The sequence below is a fragment of the Thiomonas sp. X19 genome (assembly GCF_900089495.1).
GTDB lineage: Bacteria > Pseudomonadota > Gammaproteobacteria > Burkholderiales > Burkholderiaceae_C > Thiomonas_A.
This window is the reverse complement of record NZ_LT605203.1, coordinates 444788-457950: the sequence shown is the minus strand read 5'-3', so window position 1 is coordinate 457950 and position 13163 is coordinate 444788. Positions and strand designations below refer to the sequence as shown.

The 13163-nt window shown below is 64.6% G+C and carries 14 protein-coding genes; 8 read left to right on the top strand and 6 right to left on the bottom strand.

The annotated features are described in order from the left end of the window. The first annotated feature begins 94 nt into the window (after positions 1–94). The 7 genes from THIX_RS02260 (at position 95) to THIX_RS02230 (ending at position 7055) form a co-directional block, all read left to right on the top strand. Entirely contained in the window at positions 95–1270 is a 1176-nt protein-coding gene (locus THIX_RS02260) for a UxaA family hydrolase (protein WP_112484664.1), read from the top strand. 167 nt (positions 1271–1437) lie between these two features. Then, positions 1438–2442, top strand: a complete 1005-nt coding sequence (locus THIX_RS02255; RefSeq protein WP_112484663.1) for an ABC transporter substrate-binding protein — start codon at positions 1438–1440, stop codon at positions 2440–2442. Positions 2443–2517: 75 nt separating this feature from the next. Further along, complete coding sequence (locus THIX_RS02250) at positions 2518–3321, top strand: ABC transporter ATP-binding protein (protein WP_112484662.1); 804 nt, start codon at positions 2518–2520, stop codon at positions 3319–3321. Continuing rightward, on the top strand, positions 3314–4192 hold the full coding sequence (locus THIX_RS02245; RefSeq protein ID WP_112484661.1) for an ABC transporter permease: 879 nt from the start codon (positions 3314–3316) through the stop codon (positions 4190–4192). The genes THIX_RS02250 and THIX_RS02245 overlap by 8 nt, the downstream gene beginning before the upstream one ends. Before the next feature lie 45 nt (positions 4193–4237). Next, complete coding sequence (locus THIX_RS02240) at positions 4238–5173, top strand: hydroxyacid dehydrogenase (protein WP_112484660.1); 936 nt, start codon at positions 4238–4240, stop codon at positions 5171–5173. Positions 5174–5200: 27 nt separating this feature from the next. Further along, complete coding sequence (locus THIX_RS02235) at positions 5201–6205, top strand: Ldh family oxidoreductase (RefSeq protein ID WP_112484659.1); 1005 nt, start codon at positions 5201–5203, stop codon at positions 6203–6205. A gap of 100 nt (positions 6206–6305) precedes the next feature. Beyond that, positions 6306–7055 carry a sulfite exporter TauE/SafE family protein gene (locus THIX_RS02230; RefSeq protein ID WP_112484658.1) on the top strand — a complete coding sequence of 250 codons (750 nt, stop codon included), beginning with the start codon at positions 6306–6308 and terminating at the stop codon, positions 7053–7055. Between the two features lie 111 nt (positions 7056–7166). Here THIX_RS02230 and THIX_RS02225 read toward each other — a convergent pair whose 3' ends face one another. From THIX_RS02225 to THIX_RS02200, 6 genes are read right to left on the bottom strand one after another with little or no spacing between them, the layout of a single operon-like run. Further along, positions 7167–8918 carry an L-aspartate oxidase gene (locus tag THIX_RS02225; protein ID WP_112484657.1) on the bottom strand — a complete coding sequence of 584 codons (1752 nt, stop codon included), beginning with the start codon at positions 8916–8918 and terminating at the stop codon, positions 7167–7169. A 13-nt stretch (positions 8919–8931) separates the two neighbouring features. Next, entirely contained in the window at positions 8932–9546 is a 615-nt protein-coding gene (locus tag THIX_RS02220; RefSeq protein ID WP_112484656.1) for a fumarate hydratase C-terminal domain-containing protein, read from the bottom strand. A gap of 2 nt (positions 9547–9548) precedes the next feature. Then, positions 9549–10424, bottom strand: coding sequence for a fumarate hydratase (locus THIX_RS02215; RefSeq protein ID WP_112484655.1), 876 nt, complete (start codon positions 10422–10424; stop codon positions 9549–9551). A gap of 34 nt (positions 10425–10458) precedes the next feature. Then, entirely contained in the window at positions 10459–10815 is a 357-nt protein-coding gene (gene sdhC, locus THIX_RS02210; protein ID WP_112484654.1) for a succinate dehydrogenase, cytochrome b556 subunit, read from the bottom strand. Next, the gene (locus tag THIX_RS02205; protein ID WP_112484653.1) at positions 10812–11153 is read right to left on the bottom strand and encodes a succinate dehydrogenase; all 342 of its coding nucleotides are present in this window, start codon (positions 11151–11153) and stop codon (positions 10812–10814) included. Before THIX_RS02205 ends, sdhC begins: the two co-directional genes overlap by 4 nt. After that, positions 11150–11875, bottom strand: a complete 726-nt coding sequence (locus THIX_RS02200) for a succinate dehydrogenase/fumarate reductase iron-sulfur subunit (RefSeq protein ID WP_112484652.1) — start codon at positions 11873–11875, stop codon at positions 11150–11152. The genes THIX_RS02205 and THIX_RS02200 overlap by 4 nt, the downstream gene beginning before the upstream one ends. Positions 11876–12069: 194 nt before the next feature. Between THIX_RS02200 and THIX_RS02195 the strand changes: the two genes are divergently transcribed. Next, entirely contained in the window at positions 12070–12966 is an 897-nt protein-coding gene (locus THIX_RS02195; protein ID WP_112484651.1) for a LysR family transcriptional regulator, read from the top strand. Positions 12967–13163: the final 197 nt, after the last annotated feature.

Sequence of the window (13163 nt, the reverse complement as noted above, 5' to 3'; positions counted from 1 at the left end):
CGGCTCGGGCTCTCGGTTGTGCAGCAGCAATTGTCTCGGATAGCGTCTTCATCCGGAAGACCGCAAAGTCCGACAGTCTCCTAGAGGAAAGCCAATGCCAACCATTTCCAAAGACACCACGATCCTGGGTTATCGCCGTGAAAACGGCCGGGTGGGTGTACGCAACCATGTCATCATTCTTCCCCTGGATGATCTATCCAACGCCGCCGCCGAGGCCGTGGCCCACAACATCAAGGGCACGATGGCGATTCCCCACCCATACGGCCGCCTGCAGTTCGGTGCCGACCTGGAGTTGCATTTCCGCACGCTGATCGGCACAGGATGCAACCCCAACGTCGCGGCCGTGGTGGTCATCGGCATTGAGGACGGCTGGACGAAGAAGGTGGTCGACGGCATCGCCGCGACGGGCAAGCCGGTGGTTGGCTTCGGCATCGAGGGCCACGGCGACCATGACACCATCAAGCGCGCCAGCCAGGCCGCGCGCGGGTATGTGCAATGGGCCAGTGAGAAACAGCGCGAGCCCTGCCCATTGAGCGAACTGTGGGTGTCGACCAAATGCGGCGAAAGCGACACCACCTCGGGCTGTGGCGCCAACCCGACCGTGGGCAACGCCTTCGACAAGCTCTACGAACTGGGCAACACTTTGGTGTTCGGCGAAACCTCTGAGATTACTGGCGGTGAGAGCATCGTGGCGGCACGCTGCGCCAACGATCAGGTGCGCGAGCGCTTCATGTTCATGTTCAACCGTTACCAGGACATGATCAATCGGCATAAGACGAGCGATCTGTCGGATAGCCAACCGACCAAGGGAAATATTGCCGGCGGGCTGACGACGATCGAGGAAAAGGCGCTGGGCAACATCCAGAAGATCGGCAAGCAATGCCGCGTTGACGGAGTGCTCGACAAAGCCGAGGTGCCGACCCATTCGGGGCTGTGGTTCATGGATTCATCGTCAGCCGCGGCCGAGATGGTCACACTGTGCGCCGCTTCGGGCTATGTGGCGCATTTTTTTCCGACGGGCCAGGGAAACGTGATCGGCAACCCGATCTTGCCGGTGATCAAGCTATGCGCCAACCCGCGCACGGTGCGCCTGATGAACGAGCACATCGACGTCGATGTCTCGGGGCTGTTGCAGCGCGAGATCAACCTCGACCAGGCTGGCGACAAGGCGCTGGAATGCCTTTTGCGCACCGCCAACGGACGCCTGACCGCGGCCGAAGCGCTGGGCCACCGTGAATTCGTGTTGACCCGTCTGTACGAAAGCGCATGAACGTGTCGATCATTGCCGCTGGCAATCACAAGGAGGTTGCGCCCGGCGCGGACCATTCATCGTGCCGGGGTTTAACCAGCGCCTGCAACAGAGGACTGTGAAGGCGCGCAACGGGGAGCGATACCACATCGCCCAACATCATCGCCTGACATTCATGAGGAGACACCATGAAAAAGCATCTGATCGGAGCCACTCTGTTGGCCGGAGTCCTGCTGGCCACTTCTGCGACAGCCAGCGCCGAGGTTAACGAGATATCAGTTGCACGCGAATTCGGCATCAGCTATTTGCCGCTGATCGTCATGCAGGAGCAGAACCTAATCCAGAAGCAAGCTGCCGCGCGGGGCATCAAGGACTTAAAGGTCAAGTGGGTGCAGTTCGCTGGAGGCAACGTGATGAACACAGCGCTTCTGTCGGATAGCCTGCAGTTCGCCTCCGGCGGTGTGGCGCCGATGGTCATTGCCTGGGCTCGTACCCGCGACAACTACAGGATTAAAGGTGTAGCCGCGCTCAATTCCATGCCGTTGTACCTAAACACCTCCGATCCGAATGTCAAGTCCATCAAGGATTTCACGAGCAAGGACAAGATCGGGTTACCAGCGGTCAAAGTCTCGATCCAAGCCGTGACACTGCAAATGGCAGCCGAGCAAATTTTTGGCCCTGGCCAGGAACACAAGCTCGACGCGCTCACAGTATCGATGAGTCACCCTGCTGCGATGGCGGCGCTGGCCAGCGGGGCAATCACTGCGCACTTCGGCGCGCCTCCGTTCCAGTACCAGGAACTGACGATGCCTCATGTCCACACGATACTGAACTCGTACACAGTCCTGGGCGGGCCAGCGTCGTTCAACCTGGTGTGGACTACGTCCAAGTTTTACAAAGAAAACCCAAAAATCTACGCCGCGTTCTATGCCGCTCTTAGGCAGGCGATCAGCGAGATCAACCATGACAAGAAATGGGCTGCCGAGCAGTACCTGAAATCGACCCACGACACCAAGGACAAGGTCGGGTTCATCCTGAACATGCTACAGAATCCGCAGATGGACTACACGACCACGCCCCAGCACGTGATGAAATATGTGCGATTCATGCACAAAGTCGGGACTATCAAGGCTGTTCCGCAGTCGTGGAAGGATCTGTTCTTCCCGAACGTGGACAACCTTCCCGGCAGCTGAGCCGCTGCAGGGCTTGCTTTTGCTTCGACTGATTCCGGCAGCGTTTCCCGTGCCTGAGGAGTTTGTGTAGTGACCATGAATCCATCGGTGAGTCCGAACCCGCAGGTGCTGCTGGACGTGCGGGGGGTGACGCTGCAATACAAGACTCAAAGCCACCTTGTAACTGCGACCTATAGGGTCGATTTCCAGGTCCACAAGTCCGACCGCTACATCGTGCTCGGGCCTTCGGGCTGCGGCAAGTCCACCCTGCTCAAGGCCATCGGGGGGTTTCTCACGCCCTCGGAGGGGGAAATCATGCTGAAGGGGGCGGCGATCTCCAAACCGGGCTACGACCGCATGATGGTTTTCCAGGAGTTTGACCAACTCCTGCCTTGGAAGACCGTCAAGCAGAACGTCATGTTCCCGCTGCTGTCATCCGGAAAATGGAAGGGGCGCGCGGCCGAAGACAAGGTGATGTTCTACCTGGAGATGGTCGGCCTGATGAAGTTCGCCAACCACTATCCCCACATGCTGTCCGGAGGCATGAAACAGCGCGTGGCCATCGCTCGCGGCATGGCGATGGAACCCGACGTGCTGCTCATGGATGAGCCCTACGCCGCGCTCGACGCGCTGACCCGGCGCAAGATGCAGGACGAACTCCTGCAACTGTGGGATGACACCCATTTCACGGTCATTTTCGTCACCCACTCGATTCCCGAGGCGATCAAACTCGGCAACCGCATCCTGCTGCTGTCCCCACACCCGGGCCAGGTCCGCGCCGAACTCGAGGGTCGCGCGCGCGACAGCACCGACCGCGAGGAAGCCAGCCGCCTCGAAGCGAAGATCAACGACCTGCTCTTCGCGGGCGAGAACATGAACCAGGAGGCCCAGCATGCCTGAAAGCGACAGCCTGCAACTGCCGCGTCCCGAGATCTATCGGGAGCCCACCGATTCGGCGAGCTTCGGTGTCGTCGAAAAACCTCTGTCGCGCTTCGAGACCTGCTACAACAGCGCCACGGTGCGCAAAACGGTCATCGTCATCCTGCTGGCCATCGCATGGGAAATCGGCGCGCGCCTGATCAACAACAGCCTGCTGTTTCCGACTTTCTCATCGACCATTCTCGCCTTCGTCAAGGGCATCGTCAGCGGCGAACTCTTGATCAAGATCTGGACCTCTCTCCAGATCTTGCTTATCGGCTATACGCTAGGCGTAGCCTTCGCCGCGGTGCTGACCACCTTTGCAGTGACCACGCGTGTGGGCGCTGATTTTCTCGAGACCTTGACGGCGATGTTCAACCCGTTGCCGGCCATCGCACTGCTGCCGATTGCGCTGATCTGGTTCGGCCTGGGCAACGGCAGCTTGATTTTCGTGCTGGTGCACTCGGTGGTCTGGGCGGTGGCGCTGAACACACAGTCAGGTTTTCTGTCGGTTTCCAACACGCTGCGCATGGTCGGGCGCAATTACGGGCTCAGGGGCTTTCCGTACATCGCCAAGATCCTAATTCCAGCGGCGTTCCCCAGCATTCTCACAGGGCTGAAAGTGGGCTGGGCCTTTGCCTGGCGCACGTTGATCGCCTCCGAGCTGGTGTTCGGCGTCAGCTCCGGCTCGGGTGGCCTTGGTTGGTATATCTACGAAAACAGTAACATTTTGCAAATCTCTAAGGTGTTCGCCGGGCTGCTGACCATCATCATCATCGGATTGATCGTCGAAAACCTCATTTTCCGCACCATCGAGCGCCACAGCGTACGCAAGTGGGGCATGCAGGCGTGAACAGCGCGCGACCGTTGGCCCTGTCCTGATCGAGAAGCAAGCCAGATGAGGATCGTCGTCAGCGAATTCATGGATCAGCAGGCCGTTGCGAAGCTGCGTACCCGCTTCGAGGTCGCCTACGCGCCGCAGCTGGTCGACGACCGCGCCGCGCTGTTGTCGCGGTTGCACGCGGCCGACGCGTTGATCGTGCGCAATCGCACCCGCGTCGATGCCGAACTGCTGGCGGCGACGCCGCAGTTGCGCGTGGTCGGCCGGCTCGGCGTCGGGCTGGACAACATCGATCTGACGGCCTGTGCCGCGCGCGACATCCAAGTCATTCCCGCCTCCGGCGCCAATGCGCGGGCGGTGGCCGAATACGTGATTGCTACGGCCATGCTGCTTCTGCGCGGCGCCTATCTGTCCAGCGCCGAGGTGGCCGCCGGCGCCTGGCCGCGCGCGCACCTGTCCGAAGGACGCGAAATCGCCGGCAAGACCCTTGGTCTGGTCGGCTTCGGCGACATCGGGCGCTGCACGGCGCGCCTGGCCGTTGCGCTGGGCATGCGTGTGCTGGCTCACGACCCGATGGTCGAGCTCCATTCCCCGATGTGGGCGCAGACCGGCGCGGCGCGGCGCGAACTCGACGCGCTGCTCGCCGAATCCGACGTCGTCAGCCTGCACGTTCCGTTGACCCCGCAGACACACCACCTGATCGACGCCGGAAAACTGGCGCTGATGCGCTTCGGGGCGGTGCTGGTGAACACCGCGCGCGGCGGCGTGATCGACGAACCGGCACTGGCCGCGGCACTACGCAACGGCCAGCTCGGCGGCGCCGCACTCGATGTATTCGAGCACGAACCGCTCGCCGCCGGCTCGCCGCTGGCCGGCCTTCGCAACCTGATCCTCACGCCGCACGTAGCCGGTGTCACGCGCGAATCCAACACCCGCGTCAGCACGATGATCGCCGAAAAGGTCGGCGATTTCCTGCAGGCCCTCGCCACTTGATCAGCCGCCATCTCAAACCACTCACCCATGCCTCACATCGCGCTGTCCGCTCTGACCGATCTCGTCGCCAGCGCCTTGCGCCGAGCCGGGGCCTCGCCACCCATGGCACAGTCCACCGCCCAGGCGCTGGTTGCGGCCGAGTCCCAGGGGCTGCCGTCGCACGGCCTGTCGCGCGTGGCGCAGTACACCGCGCATCTGCGCAACGGCCGCGTCAACGGCATCGCCGTGCCGAAAGTGATTCATGCCAAGAGCGCAGCCTGCCTTGTCGACGCCGACGACGGCCTGGCGTTTCCCGCCTGTGCGCTGGCGGTGCGCGAGGCCATCGCCCGCGCGCGGCTCTGCGGCGCGGCTTTCGCCGGGGTCACGCGCAGCCACCACTTCGGCGTCGCCGCCGAACACCTGGGCCCGGTCAGCAGCGCCGGCATGGTCGGGCTGGCCTTCGGCAACTCGCCAGCGGCGATGCCAGCCTGGGGCGGCAAGCGTGCGCTGTTCGGCACCAACCCGATCGCGGCGGTGTTTCCGCGCCGCAAGGCGGCGCCGTTGGTCATCGACCTGTCACTGTCCGAGGTCGCTCGCGGCAAACTGATGGTGGCGGCCAAGGAGGGGCGCAGCATTCCGCTGGGCTGGGCAGTTGACCGCGAGGGTCGGCCAACCACCGACCCGAAGGCCGGACTCGAGGGCTCGATGCTGCCGGCCGGCGGGGTCAAGGGGGCGATGCTGGCGCTGGTCGTCGAGCTGCTGTGTTGCGCACTGACCGGCGCGTCGTTTGGCTTCGAGGCCGATTCGTTTTTCACGGACGCCGGCAACCGGCCGCGCATCGGCCAGGCCTTCATGGTCATCGACCCGGGCGCGCTCGCCGGCAGCGACGTGTTCGACGAACGGCTGGAAACCCTGGTCGCGGCGATGTGCCAGGACCCCGAGGTCAGGCTACCGGGACAGCGCCGTTTCGAACTGGCCGAGAAGGCGCGCGCGGACGGCATCGAGGTCGCCGTGCCCCTGTACGAGCAGCTGCAGGCGCTGGCACGCGGGTGAAGCGGCCGCTGCCCAGGCCCGCAAGGCGAGGGGCCATGCCCCGGCGGCACCGCAACGAGAGCCCGGCCAAGCTCGGCTTGCCACCCACGGCAGCGCGCGCATGGTGATCGATCTGCCGTTTCCGTGGGTCACGCTGCTCAGCGCGACCCTGATCATCGCGCTGGCCTACACCATCTACGGTCTGACCGGCTTCGGCTCGTCGATCACCGCGGTACCGCTGCTGACGCATTTCCTGCCGCTGCGATCGGTGGTGCCGATGATGCTGATCTTCGACCTCAGCGCCGGCATCGTGCTGGGACTGCGCAACCACAGCGCCGTGGCGCGCGACGAGTTGCTGCGCATCATTCCGTTCATGGTCGCCGGCATGCTGATCGGCGTCACGCTGCTTGTGCGCGCGCCGCAAAGACCGCTGCTCATCACGCTGGGCTGCTTCATTCTGGCCTACGCGGCATGGAGCCTGGTGTTCCGGGTGCAGCAGCGGCCAATTTCGGTGGCGTGGGCAGCACCATTGGCCTTGCTCGGCGGCTTGTTCACGGCGCTGTTCGGAACGGGCGGTCCCATCTACGTTGCCTACCTGGCGCGCCGCCTGCCCGACGTGCGCGCCCTGCGTGCGACGATCAGCGCCCTGATTTTCTTCAGCGGCCTCACGCGACTCGTCCTTTTCACATCGGTGGGACTGTACAAACAGCCGCATGTGCTGCAACTTGCGCTCGCCCTGCTGCCCGTCGTGATGGGTGGTCTGTACCTGGGCAGCCACCTGAGCCGCAAGCTGCCGGCACATCGGATCGTGCAGGCAGTATGGGCGATCCTGATCGCCGGCGGCACGAGTCTGATCTGGCACAACCTCTAGCCAAGCCAATCCCGGCAAACAGTCTGCGCGCGCTCAACAGGCCGGGTGCGGCGTCGATCGCGCAACCTAGAAAGTCCAGTGCCGGCGTCATGGCGTCCCGGGTTGCCGGGATCACGCCGCGGCCAACTTCGCCTGCGCCGGGCCGATGTCAACCAGGATGGTCTGCCCGGGTTGGACGCGGGAGAACACCACGGTGTCGTGCGACACGGCAACGCGCTCGCCATCCTGGCGCACGACGCTGTAGGTCGACGTGGCGAGTTCGCCGGCATCCGGAAAGTCCTCGCGAAAATGCGCGCCGCGCGAATTCTCCCGGCTGGCTGCCGCCGCAGCAATCACGCGGCTGACCGCGATCAGGTTGCGCAGGTTCAGCCAGTCGTGCCAGCTCAGGTTGTAGGCACGCTCGCCGTCAGCCACGCCGACCGCGGCCAGTTCGCCTTCCAGTTCGGCCAGCCGGGCCTGGGCCCGCGCCAGTCCGCTCGCGTCGCGCAGCATGCCGACGTCTTCCCACATGCAGCCGTATAGCGCCTCGCGAATCGCATTGAGATCACCTGGCTTTTGCGTAAACGGGGTTTCGTGCGCGGCGATGCTGCGCCGGATCGCCCCCAGATCCGGCTCGCGGCGACCCGGGTTGCCGCGTACCCACAGCGCCATGGTTTCGCCGGCGATGCCGCCGAAGACCGTCGAATTGGCCACGCCGTTGCCGCCCAGGCGGTTGGCGCCATGCACCCCGCCGGTGTCCTCGCCGGCGGCGAACAACCCGTGCAGTTCGGTGCTGCAGTCGGGGCGGAACACCACGCCACCCATCATGTAGTGCGCGGTGGGAACGACCTCGACCTTGCCGCCCGCCAAGTCGAAACCGCAGTCGGCACAGCGCTCGACCATGCCCTTGAACTGCTGCCTGACCTTGTCCGCGCCGAGGTGGGACATCTGGATGTACACGCCGCCGTTGGGCGAGGTGCGCCCGGCACGCATCTCGGCGAAGATGCCGCGCGACACGATGTCGCGCGTGGCGCGCTCGCCGCGCGGGTCGTAGTTGTGCATGAAGCGCTCGCCCCGGCCGTTGAGCAGCCAGCCTCCGGCGCCACGCAGCCCCTCCTCGAGCACGGTACCTGTCATGCGCGTGTGCGCGCCCGCCAGCAGTCCGGTGGGGTGAAACTGCACCATCTCCATGTCGCGCAGCGCCAGCCCGGCGCGCAGCGCCATGGCCAGGCCGTCGCAGCTCTTGTCGCCCGACGGCGTGTTGAACTTGTACATGGTCGGCCCGCCGCCGGTGGCCAGCAGCACCGCGCCGGCGCGCACGAACACGAACCCGCCGCTGCGCATGTCGATCATCAGCACGCCAGCCAGCGCCCTGCCGTCGGGCGTGCGCACGAGTTCGATGGCGCGGTGCTCCTCGAGCCGGTCGATGCCGCGCGCCCAGACCTGCTCGGCCAGGCGATTGATGATCTCGATCCCGGTCAGGTCGCCCTTGTGCACCGTGCGGTCGAAGGTCTGCCCGGCAAAGGCCTTCTGGTGCACGGTGCCGTCCGGGTTGCGGTCGAAAAAGCAGCCGAGTTCGTTTTCAAGCTCGTGGATGCGCTCCACCGCCTTGGTCACCAGGGTCCAGGCCAGATCCTGGTTGGACAGCCACTTGCCTCCCTCGATGGTGTCCATGAAGTGCCGCTCGACCGAGTCGCCCTCGGCGAGGGCAACGTTGTAGCCGCCCTGCACCATGCGGGTGCAGCCACACTTGCCCAGCAGGCCCTTGACCGCGACCGTGATCGACAGTCGAGGGTCGGCTTGGTGCGCGTGCAGCGCTGCGAACAGCCCGGCGCCACCCGAGCCGAGGATCAGGATATCGATGTCGATCCGCTTCAAGTCCATGTGCGCGCTGGCCTCACGCCGTTCTCACGCCGAGCTCGGCCAGCACGCGGGCGCGGCGTTCCTGCACGTCGTGCTTCACGTCGTCGTACAGGCTGTTGCCGTGACTGTCCATCGCCACGAGCAGCGGCCCGAAATCACGGATGCGGAATTTCCACAGCGATTCCGGGTTCAGGTCGTCGAGGTCGACGTCCTCGATCTGCTCGATCCAGGTGCTCTCCAGGGCCGCCGTGCCGCCGACGATGGCCAGATACACGCCGCCAAGTTTGGCGAAGGCCTCGAGCGAGTCGGCGCGCAGGCCGCCTTTGCCGACGATCATGCGCACGCCATACTGCTGCATCAGCGGCCAGGTGAAGCGTTCCATGCGGTCCGAGGTCGTCGTGCCAACGCACACCGGCGCGTACCCCGCCGGGAACTCGGGGCTCGCCGCGACCCGGCGCACGTTCGGCGCGGTGTGGATCACGGCGTGCCCACGCAGATCGAAGCGGGTCGCGCGCCCGCGGTCGAACATGTGGATCTGGGTCGCATCGCGGATGCCGAACAGCGTGGACTGCAGGGTCACCGTGTCGCCCGCGTGCAGCGCGCGTACCTGCGCCTCGCTGACCGGGGTGTTCAGTGCGTGGTGGGCCATGGTCAGAATCCGTAGTGAACGCCGGCCGGGGTGAAGCTGGCGCGGGCGCGGCGTGCGGAATGGCACTGCATGTTCACGGCGACCGGGTTCATCGTGATGTGCGTGGCCGCCAGTTCGATGTGCACGGCAAAGGCGGTGGAGTCGCCCCCGAGTCCCTGCGGTCCGACCCCGAGCTGGTTGACCGCGTGCGACAGCTCATCCTCGAGAAGTGCGCCGTCGACGTCGTCGCAGCGGGTACCGAGCGGCCGCGTGGCAGCGCGCTTGGCCAGCGCGACGCACAGATCCGACGTGCCGCCCAGGCCGACGCCAACGATGGTCGGCGGACATGTCTTGCCACCGGCGGCGATCACGCAGTCGACGACGAAGGTCTTGATGGCGTCGAGGCCCTCCGCGGGGATCGCCATTTTCAGGAATGAGTTGTTTTCCGAGCCGCTGCCCTTCGGGATCATCTCGATGTCAAGAAAGTCCGTCGTATCGACGAAATCGATGTGGATCACCGGCACCTCGATGCCGCAGGAGGTGTGCTCGTTGCGGCGTGTCAGCGGATGCACCACCGACGAACGCAACGGGTACTCGCGCGTGGCCCGCTCGCAGCCACGCCGGATCGCCGCCTTCAGCGCATGACCATCGAACTCGACACCGCTGCCGATGCGCAGGTTGTAGATCGGTACCCCTGTATCCTGGCACAGCAAGTTGTCGGTGCGCTCAGCGACCTCAATGTTCGTCACCATGGTCCTGAGCACGCCTTGCGCGCGCGGCACGCTTTCGCTGCCGACGAGTCGCCCAAAGCCTTGTTTGATGTCGGGCGGCAGCACCTTGAGCGCGCGGATGTAAAGCTCGCGCGCCGTGTCCTCGATGGCTTGCAGGTCGATGTTCATGCCGGATTTCCTCGACAGGTCTGCTTGGGCGCGCTCAACCGAGCAGGGCCAGCGCGAAGGCCATGCCCGCGGCGGCCGCCGCGCCCAGCGCCACCGCGATCCAGTCCTGACGCAGGCCGGACCACGGGGCGAACTCGATGAGCAGCAGGCGGATGCCGCCGGTCATGTGCAGCGCCAGCAGCATCACCAGACCCCACTCGGCGAAGCGGAACAGCGGCTGGTCGGCCAGGCGCAGGAAACCCTGCAGCGAGGCCGCGCCGTGCAGCGCCTGGCCCAGGGCCCAGAAATGCAGCGGCAGGAACAGCGCCAGCAGCAGGCCCGAGACCCGGTGCAGCCAGAAGGCCCAGTACGCCGGGTGGTTGCGGGCCCGAAAGTCGTTGCGGCGCTTCATGACAGCACCACGCCGTAGACCGCGCGCAGCCCGGCCACCAGCACCAGCAGGCCGAAAGCCCCGCCCAGCAGCATGGCCTTCGCGCCGCGCCACGCCAGCCATTCCTCGGCGATGCGGGCCATGCCGACGGGCACGTGCGCCGCGCAGGCCAGCACGAACAGCGCGTAGAAGCCGCCGAACCACGCGTTGTCGTGCAGTCGCCCGAGGATGGCGGCCGCGCTCAGACCCGCGTGCACCGCGTAGATGATGGTGCCCAGGTGGATCAGCACCAGCGGCGCCAGCACCGCGGCGCTGATGCGCTGCCACAGCCACAGCCGCACCTGCATGCGCGTGTTCATCGCCGGCCCAGGAAGCTGCCGCCCAGCGCGAGGCGCTTGAGCCCGGCGATGCCGGCGGTCGGCGCGATCGATTTCGGGCAGCGCTGGGTGCACGAGCCCTGGGTGTGGCAAGCGTGGCAGCCGCTGTCGCCAGAGGTCGCCTGCACCCGCTCGTCACGCAGTACGTCGCGGACGTCGTTCACCAGGGTCCAGGCACGGTTCAGCGCCGCCGGCCCCAGGAACTCGGGTCGCCAGCCGACCACGTCGCACGATGCGTAGCACACACCGCAGCCGATGCACTCGATGCCGGCATCGGCGGCACGGCGCTCGCGACTGGCAGGATCGACACGCGCGAACGCGTCGGAGCGGGTCCTGCTGCCCTGGAAACGGCCCATCGAGCGTGCCCATTTGTCGAAAAATTCCCGCATGTCGGTGACCAGATCCTTGATCACCGGCAAATTCGACAACGGGGCGATCTCCAGCGCCCCGTTGCGTTCGACCTTGGCCACATGTGTGCGGCAGGTCCAGCGCGCCACGCCGTTGACGTTCATCGCGCACGAGCCGCACATGCCCACGCGGCAGGCGTAGCGATAACTCAGGCTGGGGTCGAGCTGGCGCTGAATATAGGTGACGACGTCGAGCACGGTCTGGCTTTCCAGTCTCGGGACGTCGTAGCTGGCGAAACTGCCTTGTTCCTTGCCACGCCAGATCGATACATGAAGGTGGGAATTTTTGTCCGCCATGGGGTTCGAGCGATGGGGCGACTGCGTCTCAATATGACTATTGTGGCCAGCCCCCTTAAAAAAGAAAAGCGAACCTTTGTTTCGTTGAGGACAAGAAAAACTTTAGTATTGCGGATGGATGCTCGTGAAAGCCGCTTCTGCCGCCAAAGCCACGGCAACTGCGCAACGTCAAACCAATCCGAAGCAACCGCCTTATGTCCTCGATCCGCAGCTTCAAGACTTTTCTGGCCGTCGTTCGTCATGGCAGCTTTACCGCGGCAGGCAGGGAAGTCGGCCTGACCCCGGCCGCGGTCGGATTGCAGATGCGAGCGCTTGAGCAAAGCCTTGAGCAGGCGCTGTTTGACCGCGGCCCGCGCTCGGTCGTGCTGAACACGGCGGGCCGGGCCATGGCGCCTCACATCGAGCAACTGGTGCTGCTCTACGACTCCCTGGTCGCCGAGACCGACCAAGATGCGTTGTCGGGCACTGTCGTCGTCGGCGCGTTGATCTCGGCGCTGATGGGAGCGTTTGCCGATGCGCTGCGCGCAGTCAAGCGGCAGCATCCTCGGTTGAAGGTCAAGATCTTGGCCGGCCTTTCAAGCGATTTCGCGGATCGCGTCGAACGCGGCGAACTCGACGCCGCGGTGGTGACGAAGTCGCCCCGCCCGCTGGCTTCCAGCCTACGCTGGACACCCCTGTACACCGAGGCCATGGTGCTGATCGTTCCGCGCCGCGCGCAGTTCAAATTGCCAGACGAACCGCTGGACATGCTTCGCCAAGCACCCTTCATTCGCTTCGACCGACACACATGGACCGGCCATCTGGTGAACGAGGTTTTGCACCGCTGCAACGTATCGACGTCGGACGAGATGGAGTTGAATTCGGTCGAGGCGATGATAGAAATCGTGCGCCAAGGCTTCGGCGTCTCGATCGTTCCGCGCCTGGCCAACGTCAACTGGGCAACCGATCGCTCGCTGCGTGTGATCACGTTGCCGGGGGTCGACGTTCAACGCCATGTAGGTCTGATCGAGCGTGCCAGCCACACCCGCATGCGCTTTACCGACGCCATCAAGCAACACCATTACACAGCAGTTGATGCCAAGAAAACATGAGACCTTGACAAAATTTGCCAGCGACAGAGTGATATAGCGCCCGGCATTCGCTAAAAATTCAATGAAAAGCCAGTTCGAATTTGCAATGATCGACCTTCGGTAAGGGAGCCTTGCCCCCGAGGGCATGCACACCTCGAAGTCATGGAACCATCAACTCCGCGAGTTCAAAGCTCGGTGAAACTTAAGAGCTGCCGATG

Excerpts from the sequence above, each read along its gene's own strand:
- THIX_RS02260 (WP_112484664.1), top strand. The coding sequence starts at position 95 with ATGCCAACCATTTCCAAAGACACCACGATCCTGGGTTATCGCCGTGAA.
- THIX_RS02255 (WP_112484663.1), top strand. The coding sequence starts at position 1,438 with ATGAAAAAGCATCTGATCGGAGCCACTCTGTTGGCCGGAGTCCTGCTG.
- THIX_RS02250 (WP_112484662.1), top strand. The coding sequence starts at position 2,518 with ATGAATCCATCGGTGAGTCCGAACCCGCAGGTGCTGCTGGACGTGCGG.
- THIX_RS02245 (WP_112484661.1), top strand. The coding sequence starts at position 3,314 with ATGCCTGAAAGCGACAGCCTGCAACTGCCGCGTCCCGAGATCTATCGG.
- THIX_RS02240 (WP_112484660.1), top strand. The coding sequence starts at position 4,238 with ATGAGGATCGTCGTCAGCGAATTCATGGATCAGCAGGCCGTTGCGAAG.
- THIX_RS02235 (WP_112484659.1), top strand. The coding sequence starts at position 5,201 with ATGCCTCACATCGCGCTGTCCGCTCTGACCGATCTCGTCGCCAGCGCC.
- THIX_RS02230 (WP_112484658.1), top strand. The coding sequence starts at position 6,306 with ATGGTGATCGATCTGCCGTTTCCGTGGGTCACGCTGCTCAGCGCGACC.
- THIX_RS02225 (WP_112484657.1), bottom strand. The coding sequence starts at position 8,918 with ATGGACTTGAAGCGGATCGACATCGATATCCTGATCCTCGGCTCGGGT.
- THIX_RS02220 (WP_112484656.1), bottom strand. The coding sequence starts at position 9,546 with ATGGCCCACCACGCACTGAACACCCCGGTCAGCGAGGCGCAGGTACGC.
- THIX_RS02215 (WP_112484655.1), bottom strand. The coding sequence starts at position 10,424 with ATGAACATCGACCTGCAAGCCATCGAGGACACGGCGCGCGAGCTTTAC.
- sdhC (WP_112484654.1), bottom strand. The coding sequence starts at position 10,815 with ATGAAGCGCCGCAACGACTTTCGGGCCCGCAACCACCCGGCGTACTGG.
- THIX_RS02205 (WP_112484653.1), bottom strand. The coding sequence starts at position 11,153 with ATGAACACGCGCATGCAGGTGCGGCTGTGGCTGTGGCAGCGCATCAGC.
- THIX_RS02200 (WP_112484652.1), bottom strand. The coding sequence starts at position 11,875 with ATGGCGGACAAAAATTCCCACCTTCATGTATCGATCTGGCGTGGCAAG.
- THIX_RS02195 (WP_112484651.1), top strand. The coding sequence starts at position 12,070 with ATGTCCTCGATCCGCAGCTTCAAGACTTTTCTGGCCGTCGTTCGTCAT.